Consider the following 17,259-nt stretch of genomic DNA (forward strand, 5'->3'; position numbering starts at 1 on the left):
TGTAAAGATAGATATAGAAAAAGAAAAAGCGGATATGTAACAACAACTAAAGTCTACAGGTGTTTCGACTGGAACAAAGATGGTAAAAAAACCAAAGGAATCTACATATCAGAAACATTCCAAAAATATAGAAAAGAATCCTTAGAAAACATAAGATCAGCCCAATGAATAGAAGAAAGATTAAACAGATCAATCCAATCCGAAGGAGCATTTTCCAAAATAAAATCAGGACTAAACTACAATAGATTCCACCACAGAGGAAAAGCAAATATAATAAGTGAAATATGCCTATTATCAATGGCACTAAACTTAAACAAATTATCATCAAAAATAGAAAAAAGAAACTTAGAAATCATAAAATATAAAGCTGCCTAAGAAAAAAATATTAAAATGAGGAGCTCTATTACTTGAGCCTAATTTTAAAGAAAATGTGGAAAAATTTATCCTCATGTTTAAAAACTGTACAGAATATTATGGCTTGATATAAATATACAATAAAAAAAGTGATGAGCAGAATAGATTTTCCTATTCTGCAACACCACCTTTTTTGTGTATTGACTTACTAGGAAGATTAGTATATTATAAAAAACAAGAAGTAAATGGAGGTTTCTATGAAAAAAATTATTCTTATGCTAATTTCTTTATTTTTACTAAGTGCTTGTAATAAAGATGAAAGCTACGAAATTAAATTTGCTACAGGAGAAGTTTATAATTTTGAAGATTTGACAGTTTCTACAATAACTGACGAAGAAGAAATGATAGATAAAGAAATCTTTTCTAGTGTTGATGACAAAGAAAAGACAAAAAAGATAGTTGGCCTTTTGGCAAAATGCCAAGTAGTAGACGAGTCATATTCATATGCATCCATCCCAGATGCTAATAGTCTTATTATAAATTTTAAAAATAAGGATAGGGAGGAAAGTATTTATATGTATGACTCTATAAGAGATGAGTCTACAAATAAATTTCACTATACTTTTTATGATAAGCTTGGCAAATATGATAACCCGACCCTACTATCTGATGATGATTTGATTTCTCAAATAAAAGATATTGTGGAGAATTAATAAATGATTTTATGAAAAAACTGGTAGATGACAGAATATCTATTATCCACCAGTTTATCTTAATTATAGCAAATCTCACTTTCCAATTCTTTAAGGTCCGAATTATTGCTATAATAATATTTCATCCATTTAATCAGATGATCAAAGCTTTCATTTAGGCCTGTACCACCTTTTTTGGGCATTTTAATTATTGGAATATCGTTTTTAAATTTTTCTATTGTGTCGCTATTTTCACTAGACATCATTGCAACTGCACCGATATCTGTCTTTTCTTTTATTACTTTTGCAATATTTGCGCTCATTTGACCGTAGTCTAGGTAATTAAAGCAAGGACCACAAATTACTATATCGGGGTTTAGTTTTTTAACCATTGCAGCCATCTTTAATATAACTTCTTTTTTGTTGGCAAGATAGTATTCATTTCCACAATATAAAGTTGCCAGAACTTCGGCGCATACTTCATCCAAATGAGGCTTTAGCATAAGGTATGAACCTATACCACCTTTTTCGGCTTTGAGAGGAGCCATGGGGTTTGATTTACCGCCAGCTCCTGCCAAACCTTGATCAAATATTAATACTACTCTCATATTAAATCCTATAAATCATCTATGTCCAAATCATCAAAGGATAATTCGTCTATTTCATCTATATCTTCTACCTTGCTATTTTCTTCGGCTAGGAATTGCTTGTCTAAAATCCTAAAGAATGGATAATATACAGCCATATTCATCAAAAGCATCAAAAATTGCAGGATTACTGCATTGACCGATCCTGTTATCAAGAATCCAGAAAAAAGTATTGGCGTTGTCCACGGCAACTGCATTCCTGACGTTATTGGTATAAAGCCTACGTTGGTAGCAATCATAGCAACTACTATATTTAGTATTGGGCAAAGTAAGAAAGGTATTAGCATTACTGGGTTTAGAACTATTGGAAGACCAAATATAATTGGTTCATTTATTCCAAATATGCCAGCAGGAAGTGATAATTTTCCAAGGGTTCGCATTCTTTCAGATTTTGCCATAAATGACATCATTATAACTAGTCCAAGTGTTGAGCCTCCACCGCCAAAGTTACCAAAGAAGTCAGAGAATCCTTGAGTAAATACATTGGTCATTTCAAGACCGGCTTGGAAAGCTTCATAATTTTCAAGAGTTAGTGCCTTATGAATTGGTGCAAAGATTGTGTTTGTAACCGCAGGTCCATTGATACCAAAAAACCAAAATAAAGATGATAAAAATTGGTATACAATTTCAAACAATTTTAGTCTTCCTAGATTTACAAGTGGTGCTTGTAAAATACTATAAATAAAGTTATGCAATGTTTCATAAGAAGTCATTCCAATAACTATATTGGTAATAAATGCAAGAACCATAGCAAAACCAGCAGGTATAAGTGCTTCAAATGACTCCATTACAGCTGGCGGCACACCATCAGGAAGTTTTATAGTTAGTTTTTTATCCATGGCAAATGAATAAACTCTTACAGAAACAAGAGCTACTACCATAGCCAAAAATATACCTTGGGTGCCCATATGAGTAAATGAAAAACCTGAAAAAGCATTGCCGTCAGCATTTACAAAATCTGGATGTGATTGTGGTGCTAGTATAAAAAAGCACACTAGAGCTGTAAATGCTGGTAAAATCCTATTTGTCTGCTTTAGCTCTCTTGCATAAGAATATCCTATGCCAAGAGCAGCCATAACTGATATACAGCTAAAAGCTACAGTTGATACCTTATCTAAGTTAAAAGTCCAGTTTTCCCCAAAAATACCAGCCATAAATTCATTATAACCAGGTATAGGGAAGTTAGAAATAAGTAAGAAAAATGAACCTATTATAACAATTGGTGTTGTAATTATGAAACCATCTCTAATAGCTGATAGAATCTTATTTCTAGTAAGCCAATCAGCTATGGGGGTCATAGTTTTTTCTAATCTCTCCATAAAATACCTCTATAAATTATTTTTTGAAATTCTTGTATTCAATTATTGCTTTTTTTAGTACACGCTCACCATTCATATTTCCATAATCTACAGTATCAATCACCATAACTGGAACATCTTTGCCATATTTCTCTTTGACCTTACCCTCTATATGGCGAACCTGTGGTCCTAACAAAATCTCATCCGGATTAAGAGATGCTACAATTTCATCAAGCTTAGCCTCTGGAAAAGCTTTAACTTCTATATCTATATTATTTTCCTTGGCTATCTTATCTATCTTACTAGCTAATAAACTAGTAGACATACCTGCACTACAAAATAAATAAAACCTTTTCATTACTACTCCTCCATTTATGAATATTTAATATTATTATAAACTATTATTGAATACTTTACCAGAGTCCAACTTTATAATATTATAAATATATATTCAGGGTAAATATAAAATAGGAACTTAAAAGGAGATTATAAAATGAGACGTTTGGGCATATCCATATATCCAGATAAATCTGATACCAATAAACTGGAAGAGTATTTGAAACTTGCCTATAGCAAGGGTTTTAGAAGGATTTTCTCATCATTGATAGAATTTGATGATTTAGAAGATAAGAAGAGAAAAGATAAATTTGTTGAGATTAATAAATTTGCCAAGGACCTTGGCTATGAGATTATAGTTGATGTCAATCCAGCAGTATTTGACAAACTTGGAGTCAAGGCAGGTGACTATTCTTTTTTTAATGAAATATATGTAGATGGGATTAGGCTTGATGGTGGCTTTAATGGATTCCCAGAAGCTTCCATGACCCATAATGATCAGAATCTTAAGGTGGAAATAAATATGAGCATTGATAACCATATGATTGATGCAATCATGGACTATCAGCCAAATAAATACAATTTGATAGGCTGCCATAACTTTTACCCCCACAATTACACGGGACTTTCTCTTGATTTTTTCTACAAGACAACAGAAAAGTTCAACCAGTATAAACTAAGAACAGCAGCCTTTATAACTAGCCAAAACAAAGAAGCCTTTGGACCATGGCCTGTAGATGATAAGCTACCAACCCTAGAAATGCACAGAAATCTTCCTATAGATGTTCAGTTAAAGCATTATGTTGCCATGGATAATATTGACGATATATTGATTTCGAATTCCTATGCTAGTGCTGATGAGCTTGAAAAATTATCAAATGTAGATTTAACAAAAGTAGTTTTTAATGTCAAGTTGGAAGATAAGATCACTGATTTGATGAAAAAAATAGTTCTTGAGGAAGAACATTTATACAGGGGAGATGTATCTGACCATCTCATACGATCATCACAATCTAGGGTTAAGTACAAGGGCAGTGACTTCCTACAAGTAAATACTCCAGAATTAATCAAAAAGGGAGATATACTGATTGATGGCAATGGATATGGCCACTACACAGGGGAGCTACAAATAGCAAAAAAGGATATGATAAATAATGGTCTTACTAATGTTGTTGGTCATATAGTAGAAGATGAAATTTTTATAATCGATTTCCTAAAACCATGGCAAAGATTCGGATTGAGGTTAGCAGATGAAACTTGAGATATGTATAGATTCACTAGAATCCTTTGACAATGCAGTAGCTGGAGGAGCTGATAGAGTTGAGATTTGTTCGGCTTTATTTGCTGATGGATTAAGTCCGGACCTGGGTCTTGTTTCCTATGCCTGTAATAATGAAAAAATAGAAAAATTTGTAATGCTAAGACCACGAGATGGAGATTTTACCTATGATGAAAAGGAAGTAGAACAAGTAAAAGAAGCAGTCAAAGCCTACAAAAAATATCCAATAGATGGCTTTGTTTTTGGAGCTATAAAGGGAGATGGACACTTAGATTTGAACCTACTTAGAGAAATAGTAGAGCTAGCCAAACCATACCCTCTAGTCTTGCATAGAGCCTTTGATTACTCAAAAGATGGAGACCAAGTGATTGACCAATTAATTGACATGGGAATTATTAGAATATTAACTTCTGGTAAAAAATCAACAGCTCTTGAAGGCATAGACTTGATTTCCCTTATCCAAGAAGAATACGGAGATAAAATCGAAATTATGGCTGGATCTGGAGTAGATGCTTGCAATATAAGAGAGATTTATGAAAAGACCAAGATATCAAATTTCCATATGTCTGCCAAGGTTAAAAAAGAATCCAATATCACTTATAAATCCGACCTAGAAATACCTTCCAAGGGTAAATATGTGACAAGTTTTGACAAGGTAAAAGAAGCTAGAAAAGTTTTGGATCAAATAGGAGGCTGATATGTGGGCAATAATTGGAACTTGGGCCATGGTAAAAAATGGCCTGGATAAAGCAAATAATCTTCTTAAGGAAGGTGCGACTAGTAAAGAAGCTATTAAAATAGCAATAAATGATGTGGAGGACAATCCATATTTCAAATCGGTAGGCTATGGAGGATTGCCAAATAGAAATATGGAAGTTGAATTAGATGCTGGTTTTATGGATGGAGATACTTTTGATATAGGAGCCGTCATGGCTGTGAAAAATATCAAAAACCCCATAGATCTTGCCATAAAGCTTTCAAAAGAGAATTACAATAATATCTTGGCTGGTATTGGAGCAGAAGCATATGCAGATCAAAATGGTTTTGAGAGATGCAATATGCTTACAGATAGGGCCAAGGACAAGTATTTTGCCAGACTCAAGGAAGACAGGGCAAAGCTATCAGCCTACGATGGGTCTGATTATGATGCGGCTGATACGGTTTGTGTTTGTGCCCTAGATGATAGTAATAATATCTCTGTTGGAACTTCAACTTCAGGACTTTTTATGAAACATCCTGGTAGGGTAGGAGATAGTCCTCTAGTAGGCTCTGGTTTTTATGCAAATAGTGAGTATGGAGCTTGTGCTGCAACTGGTATGGGCGAAGACCTTATGAGACATCTAATAAGCTATGAAGTAGTAAGGAATATGAAAGATGGCCTAGATGCTTACGAAGCTTGCAATAAGGCTATGGAAGAGATTGATAAGAAACTAAAAGCCAAGAGAGATATTTCTGATTTATCTATCATAGCCATAGATAGGAATGGAAATATGGGGGCGGCAACCAATACCAAGGAATTTTCTTTTGTCTACGCATCAGAAAATCAAAAGCCTACAATTTATCTTGCCAAAAACATCGATGGTAAAACAAGGATAGAAAAAGCAAGCGAAGATTGGTTTGAAAATTATATGTCGACTAGAAGGTGACTATGAAAGATTTAAGTGAATTTGAAAATAAATTAATAGGTGAAATCGATAGATTAAGAGACAATTTGATAGATGATATTATAAGTCTCATAGAAATTCCAAGTGTAAAAGGAGAAGCTAAGAAAGATGCTCCCTATGGACCATATCCTAAGAAGGCTCTGGAAAAAGCTATGGAAATTTCAAAAAGAGAGGGCCTTGAAACTCATTTTGTAGGCAATCATATGGCCTATAGTTATCTTGGGATTAGTGATGAATATATTGGAATTTTTGGTCACTTAGATGTTGTTGAAGCAGGTAATAAAGATAAATGGGCTTATCCGCCTTTTGAGGGAACTATCATAGATAATAGGATTTATGGTAGGGGTGCCTTGGATAATAAGGGACCGTCTATGGCAGCCTTTTATGCCTTGCTTGCCCTTAAGAACCTAGGATATACATTTAATCATCAAGTTAGAATGGTTTTTGGTTCCGATGAAGAATCTGGTATGAATGACCTAAAGTATTACCTTGAAAACGAAAAGCCACCATTAATGGGCTTTGTTCCAGACAACAAATTCCCGGCAATCTTTGCAGAAAGAGGAAGAGCAGAATTTGAAATCACAGGAGATGCTTTAAATCCATTTTATGAAGATTTCCTAAGTGATAAAGACAAAATCAAAGAAAAATTGGACTTAGATTTTGAAGATGGGACCTTTGGTCAAATAATTGTAAAACTTGCAGAAAAAAATGATTCTTCCATAAGATTAGTTCTATCTACACCAGAAATAGAAATAGATGATTTGACAAAGAAAATAGAAGATAAAGCCAAGGATATAAATGTCAAATTGGTAAAATATTATGGGCCCGCGAGAAAATCAAGAGACTCTCTTTTAGTATCAAGACTAAACCAAGTCTATAACGATTATACTGGCGATAATATCAGTCCAAATACAACAACAGGCATGACCTATGCCCACTATTGCCCAAATGTAATAGGATTTGGCCCATCATTTCCAGGGCAAAATGGCATAGCCCATTTGCCAGATGAGTGGATAGACATAGATGATTTGCTAGATATGGCAAAGATATACGCTATTGGGATTTATAGGTTGGATAAATTAAAAAGCTAGGGGTTAAATTAACCCACTAGCTTTTAGTCTTCTTTAAATTCTATACCGTCTTTTGAAAGGCTTTTTATTCTTGCTAGGGAATAAACTTCAACTCCCATATCCTCGATGATTGAACGTCCATTTGAGAAAGATTTTTCTATAACTATGCCACATCCTACTGGATTTGCACCAGCTTGTCTGATTATTGCAATCATTCCTTTTGCAGCTTGGCCATTGGCAAGGAAGTCGTCGATCATTAGTACATTTTCACCTTCATTTATGAACTCCTTATTTACAATAAGCTCATTCATAACTTGCTTAGTAAATGAAAATACACTTGAGTGGTAAACTTCTTCGCTGGTTGTTAGAGATTGTTTTTTTCTGCCAAAAACACATTTAACACCTAGCTCGCTTGCTGTTGCAAGGGCTGGTGCTATACCGGAAGATTCTACAGTAAAGACTTTATCGATTTTTTTATCTTTAAAATGTTCAGCAAATTCCTTGCCCATCTTAGAAATCAATTCTACATCTATTTGTTGATTTAAAAATGAATCTACTTTTAATATATCATGGCCCAGAACAACGCCTTCTTCTAGAATTTTATCTTGTAATTCTTTCATCTTAACTCCTTCATCTAATTTATGTAAAACTTATTATTAATATTATAAGACTAAAAGAAAAATAGTCAAAGGTTGATTTGCTTATATTAGGACCAAGTTCTGAAAATGGGTAAGATATAAATATGAACAGTTTAGAATTTTGTAAAGATTTAATTAATTTTATTGACAGAAGTCCCTTGAATTATTTTGCAGTAGAAAATGCGAAAAATATCTTAAATGAAAATGGATTTAAAGAGCTAAAAGAAAACGAAAAGTGGGAGGTAGAAAAAAATAGTAATTACTATGTAAGTCGCAATGACACAGCTCTAATCGCTTTCACTGTAGGAGATGATCTAAAAAAAGGTTTTGATATCATTGGATCTCATACCGATAGTCCTACTTTTAAGCTAAAATCTAATTCTGAGATGACAGATTCCGGCTATCTAAAGGTAAATATCGAACCTTACGGTGGTATGATTTATTCAACATGGACCGACCGAACCCTATCCTTGGCTGGTAAAGTATCCTACAAAGAAGATGGGGCGATTAAAACTAAGCTTGTAAACTTTGACAAGGACTTATTAACCATACCAAATGCTGCCATCCATATGAATAGAGAAGTAAACAAGGGTTTTGAAATCAATCCACAAAACCATCTCTATCCAATAATTCAAACAATAGAAGAAAACTTTGAAGGTGGATACTTGGAAAAATTATTGGCAGAAGAGTTGGATATAGATAAAGACTCTATATTAGACTTTGACCTAGGTCTATATGATAGACAAAAAGGTACAATCATCAACAATATGTACCAAATTGGACGTATAGATAACCTAGGTTCTGTCCATGCATCACTTATGGCCATATGCGATAGTGAGGCTAATAAAAACAATGTATTAGTACTAAACGACAACGAAGAAATAGGATCTAGGACCCCAACTGGTGCTTTCTCACCATTTTTAAGAGATACACTAAAAAGATTGTGCGAAAAATGCGGTCTAGATGAGGAAGATTTCTATATAGCACTAGCTAACTCATACCTCATTTCTGCAGATCAAGCCCATGCGGTTCACCCAAACTTCAAAGAATACCATGACCCAACAAATCCTATCAAAATGAATGGTGGACTTGTAATAAAAACTGCAGCAAATGGTGCTTATTCATCAAACATAGCATCCAATGCAAGACTAATAGACCTAGCAAGCTCTATAGGATCTAATATTCAAAAATTCCACAACAGAAATGACAAGCAAGGTGGATCAACAATAGGACCAATAGCATCAACTGGCCTTGGAATAGTATCAATAGATGTAGGAGAACCAATACTTGCCATGCACTCCATAAGAGAACTAGGTGGCATAGAAGATCACTACGATGCCTATAAGATTTATAAGGCATTCTACGAAACAAATATTTAAGGAGAAGAAATGGCTATACTTGAATTAACATTGGTACCAATTGGAACTGAGTCTACATCTGTGAGTAAATATGTAGCAGCTGCTAGTAAAATGCTCAAAGAATCTGGGATAAAGCATGAGTTAAACCCTATGGGCACAGTTCTTGAAGGAGACCCAGACGAATTATTAAAAGTGGTTAGACAAATGCAAGAAGAAGTCTTTGATGCAGGAGCTAAGAGAGTTTATTCTGTTATTAAGATGGATGACAGGAGAGACAAAGAAGCTCATATGGAAGAAAAAATCAAATCTGTTAATGAAAAAATGTAAATTAAAAAGATTGCCGTAATTTTGTGGCAATCTTTTTTTGCGCATTTTTTGCTCTTATAAGAAAACTGGAACTATATATCTTAGTAAAAATATTACTGCAAGACCATATACAAGTGGACTTACTTCTTTGCCGCGACCTGTTAATAGTTTGATTCCTGCATATGATATCATTCCAAATGATATGCCTTCAGCTATAGAATATGTTGCAGGCATCATTAGTATGGTCATGAATGCTGGGAAAGCTTCTGTAATGTCTGAGAAGTTAATTTCTACTACAGTTGATAACATAAATAATCCTACTACTACTAGAGCTGCTGCTGTTGCTTGAGCTGGGATTATAGAAAATAGTGGGAAGAAAAATGCTGCAATTGCAAAGCATACTGCTGTTGATAAGGCAGTAAGACCAGTTCTTCCACCTTCTGCTACACCAGCAGATGATTCTACAAAGGTTGTAATTGTTGATGTTCCTAGTAAGGCACCTAATGTTGTACCTACTGCATCTGCTAATAAGGCCTTTGATCCATCAGGCAGATTACCGTCTTTATCAAGCATTTTTGCTTTTGTAGCAACTCCTGTTAGAGTTCCTAGGGTATCAAAGATATCTACAAATAAAAATGAAAATAAAACTGAGAACATTTCAAAAGAAAAAATGTTAGAAAAGTCTAACTGAAATGCTATTGGTTTTATTGTTGGTGGTAGGGACATGATAGTATTTCCTTCTGGGAAATGTGTTACTCCTGTGATAAGTCCTACTATAGTTGAAGCTAAGATTCCCCATAATAGGGCGCCTTTAACACCTCTTGCTGTAAGTACTACCATTACGATAAGTGCAAAAAAGAATACAAAACCTTCAGCAGATGCTATGTTTGAAAGCTCTAGAGAGATTTCTCCTACTCCAACAATACCAGCGTTTATCAAACCTATTAGGGCTATAAATAGTCCTATAGCAACTGATACTGCTTTTTTAAGATTTAGTGGGATAGCATTAAATAGTGATTCGCGTATGCCGGTGAATGATAAAATTATAAATATAAGTCCTTCAAGAAATACTGCTGTTAGTGCAAATTGCCAACTCATGCCCATTTGGCTTACTACAGTATAAGCAAAAAACGCATTTAATCCCATGCCTGCTGATAGGCCAAAAGGCATATTAGCATAAAATGCCATGCAAAGCATTGCTATGATTGATGCAAGGATTGTTGCAGTAAATACCGCTCCTCCATCCATTCCCGCGTCTGAAAGGATTGCTGGGTTTACAGCTAGGATGTAGGACATTGTCATAAATGTAGTTATGCCGGCCATAATTTCTGTACGAGTATCTGTACCATGTTCACGTAGTTTGAATCTACGTTCGTTAAACGATTCGAGTGCCATTATTTCCTCCTAATATTTTGTGATACAAGGGTATTATACGCAATAAATTAAAATTCGCTAAAGTTCTTTATTTTTTAAGGGTCATACATTATAATATCCCTAGGAGGATATATGAGTACTACAAATATAATCCGATTAATAGTAATAATAATTGGAATTTTTTTATCGGCATTTTTCTCATCATCTGAGACAGCACTTACAAGTGTAAATATATTTAAAATTAGACAAATGGAAAAAAACGGGGTTGCCAAGGCTCCTTTAGTGAAAAAATTAGTGGATAATATAGGCTCTGTTCTAACGACAATACTTATAGGCAATAATATAGTAAATATTGTAACTACAACAGTTGCGACTATTTTTTTTACTGAGGTCATGGGAGCTCGCGGAGCAGTTATTTCACCAATTATTCTTACGATTGTTGTACTTATATTTGGCGAAGTAACACCAAAAAATATAGCAACAGCAAATAGCGAAGAGCTGGCCTTAAGGGTAGCTAGGCCAATAAGATTTTGTGATATTATTTTAAAACCAATTAATTTTATTCTAGGAAAGATTACAGGAGCTATTTCAAAGGCCCTTATTGGGGAGAAGGAAGAAACTAGCATAGTTACAGAAGAAGATTTGAAAACCATAGTTGATGTTTCTGAAGAGCAGGGTGTCATCAATAACGAAGAAAGTGAAATGATAAATAATGTCTTTGAGTTCGGTAATTCTGACGTGTCAGATATCATGACTCCAAGGACTAATATGGAAGCTATATCTCTTGATTGTACTGAAGATGAGCTAAAGGAATTATTAAAAAACACCAATCATTCAAGAATACCTGTCTATGGTAAAAATATTGACAATATTATAGGTATCTTACATATGAAGGATATTGTTTCTGCCATTGCTGAAGGAAAAGATTTAGATCTTGCAGAAATTGTAAGACCAGCCTTTTATGTCTATGACAATATGCACATATTTGACCTATTTACAAATATGAGAAGTGAAAATGTATCGCTTGCCGTTGTTATTGACGAGTATGGAGGCACAAGTGGACTTGTATCAATTGAAGATATTGTTGAGGAGCTAGTTGGAGAAATTGACGACGAGTATGATACAGATGACAAAGATATTTTTAAGGTAAATGAAAATACCTACCTAGTAAAACCATCCCTACACTTGAGCGATTTTAACGCTTATTTTAACTTGGATATTCAAGAGATCAAAAATGACTCCATAGGGGGCTATGTTATAGACCACCTATCGAGAATTCCTGTTGAAGGGGATATGGTTAATGTTGATAATATAAATATAATAGTGGATAAGGTTGACAGATACAAAATCGAAATGTTAAAAGTTGAGTTTATTTAAGGAGAGAAGATGAAAGAAACTGTATACATCACCGGACACAAGAATCCAGACACTGATACAATCGTAGCAAGTCTTGCCTATGCAGATCTAAAGAATAGGCAAGGAGATGTGCATGCTATTCCTATTAGATTAGGAAAGCTTAATCCAGAAACCAAATTTGTCCTAAATTATTTTGGACTAGAAGCTCCTCTTCTTAAAGAATCTATGCTTTTACAAGTAAAGGATATAAACATTGATAAGTCCTTTGCTATAGATCCATCAATCCCTGTGAGAACTGCTTGGAACATCTTCCAAGAAGGACTTACTCACTCTTTATCAGTAATTGACGATAATGGAAAATTGATTGGTATAGCTTCACTTTCAAATATCACCAAATCATATATGGATGTGTGGGATGACCAGATAATCGGCAGAGCAAACACACCAATTGAAAATATCATAGATGTTTTGAAAGCAAAGCCAATTGTAATGCCAAAAAATCCAAGCAAATTAGATGGAAAGATGACAGTCATGGCCATGAATGACGATGATCCAGACTTTGATTCATACTTTGGTGAAGGCGAAATTGTTATTCTAGGAAACAGAACAGATTATGTAGAGTATCTAATCGCAAGGAAGGCTTCTCTAATCATTCTTACAAATGGTTCTACTATGGATGAAGACCTCAAGGACTATGCATATAACAATAATGTAACAATCCTATCCACAGAATTTAATACCTTTATGACCTCTCGTCTATTACCTATGACAATACCAGTTGGCCATGTTATGACTACAGGAGATTTGATATATTTCTCTGAAAATGACACCATAGACCAAGTAAGGGAAGTCATGGGAAAATCTAGATTTAGATCATATCCTGTTGTTGATAGCAACAAAAAAGTTGTAGGATCAATTTCTAGATACCACCTCATCTCATCAAAGATGAAAAAACTAATTTTAGTTGACCACAACGAGAAAAACCAATCAGTAGATGATATTGATCAAGCAGAAATAATTGAAATTATAGACCACCACAGAGTAGCAAATATATCTACAACAGCACCTTTATTCTTCAGAGCTGAACCAGTTGGTTCAACAGCAACTATTGTTTCAGAAATGTATCTAGAAAGTGGTCTTAGACCAAGCAAGGAAATAGCTGGCATCCTATGTGCGGCAATCATATCAGATACCCTGCTATTTAGGTCACCTACAACAACCGATGTCGATAGACGTATGGTAGACAGAATGAGCAAGATTGCTGATATTGACGTAGAAGACTTTGCAAATCAAATGTTTAAGGCAGGTACTTCTTTAAAAGAAAAATCTCCAAAAGATATAGTTGAAGGTGATGTAAAAACTTTCACAATTAGTGGTGAAAATGTCAGAGTTGGCCAAGTGATGACCATGAATCCAGAAGAACTAGAACCTTTAAGAGATGAGATAGTGGGACTTATGGAAGAAAAAATTCACAAAAATGGCGAATCAACCTTTGTTCTAGTTTTAACAGATATATTCAATGAAACAAGCGAACTACTTGTTGTAGGTAAGCACATTGAGGATATTGAAGAAGAGTTTGGTCACAAGGTAACAAATGGAACTATATCAGCTCCTGGAGTTTTAAGCCGTAAAAAACAAGTAATACCTAGACTAACAAATGCAATGACCAATAATAATTAAAATTCTCCTAGCTTCGGCTAGGATTATTTTATATATTAGACTAATTGGGTAATAATACTCTAGGAGTGATGTCATGGAGATAATGGATTTATACGATGAGAATAGGCAAAAAACTGATAAAACTTATATAAGAGGTTCTGCTCAACCAAAGGGCTTTTATAGGATGGTAGTTCATGTTTGTATATTTAACAAACTTGGTCAGCTATTAATCCAACAAAGAACCCTAAATAAAAAGATGCCTGGCCTTTGGGATGTGACTTGTGGAGGAGCAGTATCAACACATGAATCTTCACAAATGGGGGCTCAAAGAGAGCTTTTTGAAGAGTTAGGTCTAGATATAGATTTCAAAAATATAAGACCCCTAGTAACGGCAAATTTTCCTATGGGCTTTGATGACTTTTATGTAATCAATAAAGATGTAGACCTAGATACTCTAAGCTTACAGGCAGAAGAAGTATCAGATGCCAAGCGGGCAAGCCTTGACGAAGTGATCAAGCTTAGAAGAGAGGAAAAATTCGTAAGATATAAGGAAAGTTTCATAAGATTTTTGTTTGATATAAGCAAAGACAATAGATATGTAGAAATATAAAAAACTCGAAGTTAAAACTTCGAGTTTATCTATTTAATTGGTCAAGTAGGTATTCACAGTCCATACCGTGAACCATGCAAGCTTCCTCCAATGTTTCATATAGTGAAGATGGGCAAGCTATGCATCCCATACCGGCCATTAGTAGTGTATTTATAGTTTCTGGCTTAGCTTGGATAATCTCACCTATAAGCATATCGCGGGTGATTTCAACTGTGCCAGTTGTATTAGTATTTTTCATTTAAGCGCCCCCTTTTCATAAGACTATGTTACTCCAAATTTGGAGCAAATACAAGTACTTGACTAGGGATTGAGCTTTGTTTTTTATGGAGGAATGATGGGAAAAGAAGAATTATTAAGAGAAAAAGAAGATATTACAAAGGACATATTAAAGTTAAGAGGGGATCTAAAGATAGCAAATGATGCTGTAGCAAATTCTGGAAATTCAGTTGCTTTTTATAAGGTAGTTACTCCTCCTATAATAATTACAATTCTAGTTGGATTGTTAGTAAGTAAGATTAATTTTTTTGGTGAAAATAACGGCTTAGTTGGCATCATATTTTTTGTATTTGCCATAAGCCTTTTTATCACAAGCAAACTTTCGCAAAAAAAGATTAAGGAAAATAAAGAAAAATATATAGTAGAGAGGATTGCCATACAAAAGCTTCTTGTAAAAAAATCTAAGAGGATGGCTGAGATAGAAAGTAAATTAATTGAAAATTAACCTAGGCTTAGTATAATATTAGCAGTTAGTCTATCAGAGTGCTAAGGAGGTTATATGAAACAAGAATTCAAGGCTGAAGCAAAAAAAGTTATGGATTTGATGATCAATTCAATCTATACTAACAAAGAAATATTTTTAAGAGAGTTGATATCAAACGCTTCAGATGCACTAGATAAAATATATTACAAGGATTTAAAATCTGATTCCGAAACAAACAAGGAAGATTATTATATAGAAATTATTCCAAATAGTGAAAATAGAACACTTACAGTTTACGATACTGGTATTGGAATGAATGAAGAAGATTTGAAAGAAAACTTGGGAACTATAGCAAAATCTGGCACCCAAAGCTTTAAGGAAACTGTTGAAAATTCTGACATTAAGGATTTAATCGGTCAATTTGGTGTAGGGTTTTATTCTGCCTTTATGGTAGCCGATAAGATTATAGTAAGATCAAAGAAATATGGCGAAGATAAGGCCTATGAGTGGGTAAGTAAAAATGCCGATGGTTTTGAAATTTCTGAAATAGAAAAAGAAAATCACGGCACAGAAATAATTCTTTTCCTAAAAGAAAATACTGAAGATGAAAATTATGACGATTATTTAGATCAATTTAGGATTAAAAATCTTATCAGCAAGTACTCCAACTACATCAGATATCCAATCAAGATGGAAGTTAATAAAACTAGACTTGCTGAGGACTCTACAGAAGATGAACCAAAATATGAAGATTATAAAGACTATGATATCCTAAATTCTGAAACTCCAATTTGGAAGAAAAATAAGAATGACCTAACAGATGAGGACTACATCAACTTCTACCAAGACCAACATTTTGGCTTTGATGAACCACTTTCATGGCTACACCTTAAAGTAGAGGGCATGGTAGAATTTAAGTCTATAATTTACATTCCTAAAAAAGCTCCTTTTGATTATTATTCAAAAGACTATCAAAAGGGTTTGCAACTTTATACTCACGGTGTAAAGATTATGGACAGAAGCGAAGACCTTATTGATGATGCATATTCATTTGCAAAGGGTGTTGTTGAAAGTGACGATTTGACACTAAATATATCAAGGGAAACCCTACAACAAGATAGGCAACTTAGGGTTATTTCTAGACAAATTAACAAGAAAATCAACGCTCATTTGCTTGAAATGATGGAAAAAGAACCAGAAAAATATGAAGAATTCTTTAAAGAATTTGGAAATAATATAAAAGTAGCCATCTATGAATCCTTTGGAGCAAAAAAAGCAGACCTAGAAGACCTACTACTCTTCTATTCAAAAAATGAGGATAAGTTCATATCACTAAAGGCTTACAAAGAAAGTATGAAATCAACTGATGAAAATATCTTGTATGCAACAGGTGATTCCATAGAAAAAATCAAGAATTCTCCAGCCTTATCAATGGTGGATGATGGTAGAGATGTCCTACTCTTAGACCAAACCATTGACGAATTCCTAATTAGGATGTTAGATGAATACCAAGGATTGAAGTTTAAGTCCATAGCAGAAGAAGATGAAAAAGCTGAGGAAAATACAGACGATAAGGACTTGGTAGAAAAATTGCTAAAAGATTTGTCAGATGATGTGGTTGACATCAAGTTTACAGACAAGCTAGAAGATGTACCAGCAATGATTAAACAAAGAGGAGATATTTCAATAGAGATGGAAAAAGCTCTCAAAAATCAACTTAATTCACCAGATATTAAGGCGGAAAAAGTCCTAGAAATCGGCAAAAACACCAAGGCTTATGAACTTCTACAAAATGCAGAAGATGATGAGAAAAAAGAGATAGTTAATCTCTTACTAGACCAAGCAAAACTAATCGAAGGCCTAGAAATAGATGATCCAGTAGAATTTACAAAAAATATTTGGAAACTTATTTAGGGGG

At 34.1% G+C, this 17,259-nt stretch carries 19 protein-coding genes; 13 read left to right on the forward strand and 6 right to left on the reverse strand.

The features are described from left to right. Positions 1 to 168 precede the first annotated feature (168 nt). Entirely contained in the window at positions 169 to 375 is a 207-nt protein-coding gene (locus BN38_RS11470) for a transposase (protein ID WP_084593760.1), read from the forward strand. A 236-nt stretch (positions 376 to 611) separates the two neighbouring features. Further along, positions 612 to 1,067 carry a membrane lipoprotein lipid attachment site-containing protein gene (locus tag BN38_RS09810; RefSeq protein ID WP_044567409.1) on the forward strand — a complete coding sequence of 152 codons (456 nt, stop codon included), beginning with the start codon at positions 612 to 614 and terminating at the stop codon, positions 1,065 to 1,067. 59 nt (positions 1,068 to 1,126) lie between these two features. On the opposite strand, the gene BN38_RS09815 is transcribed toward BN38_RS09810, so the two are convergent. Genes BN38_RS09815 through BN38_RS09825 form a run of 3 tightly spaced genes read right to left on the reverse strand, consistent with a single transcriptional unit; the run spans position 1,127 to position 3,349 of the window. After that, the gene (locus BN38_RS09815; protein WP_044567411.1) at positions 1,127 to 1,654 is read right to left on the reverse strand and encodes a GrdB-related putative oxidoreductase; all 528 of its coding nucleotides are present in this window, start codon (positions 1,652 to 1,654) and stop codon (positions 1,127 to 1,129) included. 8 nt (positions 1,655 to 1,662) lie between these two features. Continuing rightward, complete coding sequence (locus BN38_RS09820) at positions 1,663 to 3,012, reverse strand: PTS sugar transporter subunit IIC (RefSeq protein ID WP_044567413.1); 1,350 nt, start codon at positions 3,010 to 3,012, stop codon at positions 1,663 to 1,665. Positions 3,013 to 3,028: 16 nt separating this feature from the next. After that, entirely contained in the window at positions 3,029 to 3,349 is a 321-nt protein-coding gene (locus BN38_RS09825; RefSeq protein ID WP_044567414.1) for a PTS sugar transporter subunit IIB, read from the reverse strand. Between the two features lie 135 nt (positions 3,350 to 3,484). Here BN38_RS09825 and BN38_RS09830 point away from each other — a divergent pair, with 135 nt between their 5' ends. The 4 genes from BN38_RS09830 to BN38_RS09845 are packed head-to-tail and all read left to right on the forward strand — an operon-like array spanning position 3,485 to position 7,361. Further along, positions 3,485 to 4,588 (forward strand): DUF871 domain-containing protein, encoded by a 1,104-nt coding sequence (locus BN38_RS09830; protein ID WP_044567416.1) that lies wholly within the window; start codon positions 3,485 to 3,487, stop codon positions 4,586 to 4,588. Further along, positions 4,578 to 5,303, forward strand: coding sequence for a copper homeostasis protein CutC (locus BN38_RS09835; RefSeq protein WP_044567418.1), 726 nt, complete (start codon positions 4,578 to 4,580; stop codon positions 5,301 to 5,303). The genes BN38_RS09830 and BN38_RS09835 overlap by 11 nt, the downstream gene beginning before the upstream one ends. Before the next feature lies 1 nt (position 5,304). After that, positions 5,305 to 6,252: a N(4)-(beta-N-acetylglucosaminyl)-L-asparaginase gene (locus tag BN38_RS09840; RefSeq protein ID WP_044567420.1), complete on the forward strand. Its 948-nt coding sequence runs from the start codon at positions 5,305 to 5,307 to the stop codon at positions 6,250 to 6,252. Between the two features lie 2 nt (positions 6,253 to 6,254). Then, positions 6,255 to 7,361 (forward strand): Sapep family Mn(2+)-dependent dipeptidase, encoded by a 1,107-nt coding sequence (locus tag BN38_RS09845; RefSeq protein WP_044567422.1) that lies wholly within the window; start codon positions 6,255 to 6,257, stop codon positions 7,359 to 7,361. Between the two features lie 23 nt (positions 7,362 to 7,384). Here the strand turns inward: BN38_RS09845 and BN38_RS09850 are convergent, their stop codons facing one another. After that, entirely contained in the window at positions 7,385 to 7,960 is a 576-nt protein-coding gene (locus BN38_RS09850; RefSeq protein WP_044567424.1) for a xanthine phosphoribosyltransferase, read from the reverse strand. 122 nt (positions 7,961 to 8,082) lie between these two features. On the opposite strand from BN38_RS09850, the gene BN38_RS09855 reads away from it, so the two are divergent. Both BN38_RS09855 and BN38_RS09860 read left to right on the forward strand, forming a co-directional pair. Then, on the forward strand, positions 8,083 to 9,357 hold the full coding sequence (locus tag BN38_RS09855) for a M18 family aminopeptidase (protein WP_044567426.1): 1,275 nt from the start codon (positions 8,083 to 8,085) through the stop codon (positions 9,355 to 9,357). 9 nt (positions 9,358 to 9,366) lie between these two features. Further along, positions 9,367 to 9,663: an MTH1187 family thiamine-binding protein gene (locus tag BN38_RS09860; protein WP_044567428.1), complete on the forward strand. Its 297-nt coding sequence runs from the start codon at positions 9,367 to 9,369 to the stop codon at positions 9,661 to 9,663. Between the two features lie 54 nt (positions 9,664 to 9,717). Here BN38_RS09860 and BN38_RS09865 read toward each other — a convergent pair whose 3' ends face one another. Next, positions 9,718 to 11,037, reverse strand: a complete 1,320-nt coding sequence (locus BN38_RS09865; protein WP_044567430.1) for an NCS2 family permease — start codon at positions 11,035 to 11,037, stop codon at positions 9,718 to 9,720. A gap of 111 nt (positions 11,038 to 11,148) precedes the next feature. Here BN38_RS09865 and BN38_RS09870 point away from each other — a divergent pair, with 111 nt between their 5' ends. The 3 genes from BN38_RS09870 to BN38_RS09880 all read left to right on the forward strand — a co-directional run bounded on the left by BN38_RS09870 (position 11,149) and on the right by BN38_RS09880 (position 14,641). Beyond that, complete coding sequence (locus BN38_RS09870; RefSeq protein ID WP_044567432.1) at positions 11,149 to 12,393, forward strand: hemolysin family protein; 1,245 nt, start codon at positions 11,149 to 11,151, stop codon at positions 12,391 to 12,393. A gap of 9 nt (positions 12,394 to 12,402) precedes the next feature. Continuing rightward, complete coding sequence (locus tag BN38_RS09875; protein WP_044567434.1) at positions 12,403 to 14,052, forward strand: putative manganese-dependent inorganic diphosphatase; 1,650 nt, start codon at positions 12,403 to 12,405, stop codon at positions 14,050 to 14,052. 73 nt (positions 14,053 to 14,125) lie between these two features. Beyond that, entirely contained in the window at positions 14,126 to 14,641 is a 516-nt protein-coding gene (locus BN38_RS09880) for an NUDIX hydrolase (protein WP_044567435.1), read from the forward strand. A 25-nt stretch (positions 14,642 to 14,666) separates the two neighbouring features. On the opposite strand, the gene BN38_RS09885 is transcribed toward BN38_RS09880, so the two are convergent. Then, positions 14,667 to 14,879 (reverse strand): DUF1858 domain-containing protein, encoded by a 213-nt coding sequence (locus BN38_RS09885; RefSeq protein ID WP_044567437.1) that lies wholly within the window; start codon positions 14,877 to 14,879, stop codon positions 14,667 to 14,669. A gap of 96 nt (positions 14,880 to 14,975) precedes the next feature. Here BN38_RS09885 and BN38_RS09890 point away from each other — a divergent pair, with 96 nt between their 5' ends. Further along, positions 14,976 to 15,362: a hypothetical protein gene (locus BN38_RS09890; RefSeq protein WP_044567439.1), complete on the forward strand. Its 387-nt coding sequence runs from the start codon at positions 14,976 to 14,978 to the stop codon at positions 15,360 to 15,362. Positions 15,363 to 15,416: 54 nt separating this feature from the next. Continuing rightward, positions 15,417 to 17,255, forward strand: coding sequence for a molecular chaperone HtpG (gene htpG / locus BN38_RS09895; protein WP_044567441.1), 1,839 nt, complete (start codon positions 15,417 to 15,419; stop codon positions 17,253 to 17,255). Positions 17,256 to 17,259 lie beyond the last annotated feature (4 nt).

Source organism: Anaerococcus provencensis (assembly GCF_000312365.2).
Taxonomy (GTDB): Bacteria; Bacillota; Clostridia; order Tissierellales; family Peptoniphilaceae; genus Anaerococcus; species Anaerococcus provencensis.

What these genes read in the sequence shown, in the direction of transcription:
- BN38_RS09865 (WP_044567430.1), bottom strand. Translation starts at nt 11,037, where the DNA reads ATGGCACTCGAATCGTTTAACGAACGTAGATTCAAACTACGTGAACAT.
- BN38_RS09875 (WP_044567434.1), top strand. Translation starts at nt 12,403, where the DNA reads ATGAAAGAAACTGTATACATCACCGGACACAAGAATCCAGACACTGAT.
- BN38_RS09830 (WP_044567416.1), top strand. Translation starts at nt 3,485, where the DNA reads ATGAGACGTTTGGGCATATCCATATATCCAGATAAATCTGATACCAAT.
- BN38_RS09860 (WP_044567428.1), top strand. Translation starts at nt 9,367, where the DNA reads ATGGCTATACTTGAATTAACATTGGTACCAATTGGAACTGAGTCTACA.
- BN38_RS09840 (WP_044567420.1), top strand. Translation starts at nt 5,305, where the DNA reads ATGTGGGCAATAATTGGAACTTGGGCCATGGTAAAAAATGGCCTGGAT.
- BN38_RS09855 (WP_044567426.1), top strand. Translation starts at nt 8,083, where the DNA reads ATGAACAGTTTAGAATTTTGTAAAGATTTAATTAATTTTATTGACAGA.
- BN38_RS09820 (WP_044567413.1), bottom strand. Translation starts at nt 3,012, where the DNA reads ATGGAGAGATTAGAAAAAACTATGACCCCCATAGCTGATTGGCTTACT.
- htpG (WP_044567441.1), top strand. Translation starts at nt 15,417, where the DNA reads ATGAAACAAGAATTCAAGGCTGAAGCAAAAAAAGTTATGGATTTGATG.
- BN38_RS09850 (WP_044567424.1), bottom strand. Translation starts at nt 7,960, where the DNA reads ATGAAAGAATTACAAGATAAAATTCTAGAAGAAGGCGTTGTTCTGGGC.
- BN38_RS09870 (WP_044567432.1), top strand. Translation starts at nt 11,149, where the DNA reads ATGAGTACTACAAATATAATCCGATTAATAGTAATAATAATTGGAATT.
- BN38_RS09885 (WP_044567437.1), bottom strand. Translation starts at nt 14,879, where the DNA reads ATGAAAAATACTAATACAACTGGCACAGTTGAAATCACCCGCGATATG.
- BN38_RS09890 (WP_044567439.1), top strand. Translation starts at nt 14,976, where the DNA reads ATGGGAAAAGAAGAATTATTAAGAGAAAAAGAAGATATTACAAAGGAC.
- BN38_RS09815 (WP_044567411.1), bottom strand. Translation starts at nt 1,654, where the DNA reads ATGAGAGTAGTATTAATATTTGATCAAGGTTTGGCAGGAGCTGGCGGT.
- BN38_RS09835 (WP_044567418.1), top strand. Translation starts at nt 4,578, where the DNA reads ATGAAACTTGAGATATGTATAGATTCACTAGAATCCTTTGACAATGCA.
- BN38_RS09845 (WP_044567422.1), top strand. Translation starts at nt 6,255, where the DNA reads ATGAAAGATTTAAGTGAATTTGAAAATAAATTAATAGGTGAAATCGAT.
- BN38_RS09825 (WP_044567414.1), bottom strand. Translation starts at nt 3,349, where the DNA reads ATGAAAAGGTTTTATTTATTTTGTAGTGCAGGTATGTCTACTAGTTTA.
- BN38_RS09810 (WP_044567409.1), top strand. Translation starts at nt 612, where the DNA reads ATGAAAAAAATTATTCTTATGCTAATTTCTTTATTTTTACTAAGTGCT.
- BN38_RS09880 (WP_044567435.1), top strand. Translation starts at nt 14,126, where the DNA reads ATGGAGATAATGGATTTATACGATGAGAATAGGCAAAAAACTGATAAA.